This is a genomic window from Deltaproteobacteria bacterium (assembly GCA_030690165.1).
Classification (GTDB): domain Bacteria; phylum Desulfobacterota; class GWC2-55-46; order UBA9637; family UBA9637; genus JACRNJ01.
This window is the reverse complement of record JAUYHF010000043.1, coordinates 1-1,860: the sequence shown is the minus strand read 5'-3', so window position 1 is coordinate 1,860 and position 1,860 is coordinate 1. Positions and strand designations below refer to the sequence as shown.

Genomic DNA, 1,860 nt, shown 5'->3' with positions numbered 1-1,860 from the left:
GTATTTTTAATTATATTGAAATATTCTATAATCGAAAGAGACGTCACTCAACACTGGGGTATCTTTCTCCAGTATCTTATGAGCTCGAATCTATGGTAGCCTAACCTAACTTAGTGTCCTTAAATTCGGGGGAAGTCCACTCCCGAGTCCAACATTCATTATTTATACTTATTCTTTATACCCATACAACTGGCACTATTATAAACAGACTGTGTGCAGTGTCAAGATTTTCTACTTTCCTGCTTTAAAATTGCAAAACCATGTGGAGTGTGATATTTTTTTTCAAACCATGAAAATTGTTGATGCAGCTACAATGAGGCGGCTTGATGAAATTGCCATAAAGAAATATGGCATTCCCGGTCTTGTGCTTATGGAGAATGCTGGCAGGGGTGTTGTTGGGATTATTGAAAGAGATTTTGGCGGCCTTACGGGAGGGGACAAGCCCCTCCCCTACGAAGGCAAAAATGTTTCTATCTTTGCAGGCAAAGGCAATAACGGCGGCGATGGGTTTGTTGCGGCAAGGCATTTGAGCAATAAGGGTTTTAAGGTTGTTGTTTATCTGCTTGCAAAAAAATCGGATGTAAAGGGCGATGCAAAGGTAAATATGAATATATGGGGCAGGATGGGTGGAGAGATAATAGAAATTTTGTCAATGAGAGGGATTGAAAAATATAGAAGCAATATAAGGCACTCTGCTTTAATTGTAGATGCAATCTTTGGCACAGGGCTTTCATCTCCTGTAAAGGGGATTCATCAAAAGGTGATAGGTTTTATAAACAACTTGAATAAACCGGTTGTTTCAGTTGATATTCCATCTGGCCTTGATGCTTCAAATGGCAAGGTTCTTGGCAGTTGTGTAAAGGCAACAATTACAGCAACAATGGCAATTTCTAAGATAGGGCTTCTGATATATCCTGGCGCAGATTATGCAGGAAGGGTTGAGACAGTTGACATCGGTATGCCGGCAGAACTGCTAAAAGACGAGAGGATACTATGGGAGCTTCTTGATTTTGAAGGCATTAAAAAACTTTTGAGGCCGAGGCGCGGCAATAGCCATAAAGGGACTTTTGGCCATGTCTTTGTTCTGGCCGGTTCTACGGGCAAGACAGGCGCCGCTGCCATGACATCTGTTGGCGCTATGAGGGCAGGGGCTGGCCTTGTTACTCTGGGTATTCCAAAAAGCCTGAATCCAATTATGGCAAAAAAACTTACAGAGGTTATGACATATCCATTGCCTGAATCAACATCTGGTGTGCTGGGGTATGAGGCATTGGGAAGTATAATATCATTTATCAGGGATAAAAAGGTTGTCATTATTGGCCCCGGACTTACAGTCTCAGAGCCTGTGAAGAAGCTTGTTTTAAGGCTTATAACGGAATCTAAAATTCCTTTGGTCATTGATGCAGATGCTGTAAATTGTCTGGCTGGCGATGTGAGGATTTTAAAAAAGGCAAAGGCGCCTGTTGTTATTACGCCTCATCCCGGAGAGATGGCAAGGCTCGTTGGTATGACAGTAAAGGATGTTCAGGAAGACAGGATTGGTATAGCATCAAGATTCGCTAAAGAGAATAATGTTATTGTGGCGCTGAAAGGCGCAAGGACAGTCATTGCAGAGCCGTCAGGCAGAATTTTCATAAATCCCACAGGAAATCCCGGCATGGCAACAGCAGGAACAGGCGATATTCTTTCCGGTATGATAGGCGGTTTTATAGCGCAGGGTTACAGCCATATTGATGCCGCAAGGATAGGGGTATATCTGCATGGATTGGCAGGGGATGAGGCGGCAAAGGAAAAGGGGCAGGTTGGCATGATGGCAGGGGATATATTAAATATATTGCCGCAGGTGATTAACTCATTCAT

General features: G+C 43.1%; 2 protein-coding genes. Both read left to right on the top strand.

Annotated features, from left to right (window positions below; all coding sequences use genetic code 11):
- Positions 1–104 (top strand): IS3 family transposase (locus tag Q8P28_07285; protein ID MDP2682591.1); only part of this gene is annotated, 104 nt, incomplete at its 5' end.
- 185 nt (positions 105–289) lie between these two features.
- The coding region (locus Q8P28_07280) for an NAD(P)H-hydrate dehydratase (protein MDP2682590.1) at positions 290–1,860 on the top strand (1,571 nt) is incomplete at its 3' end.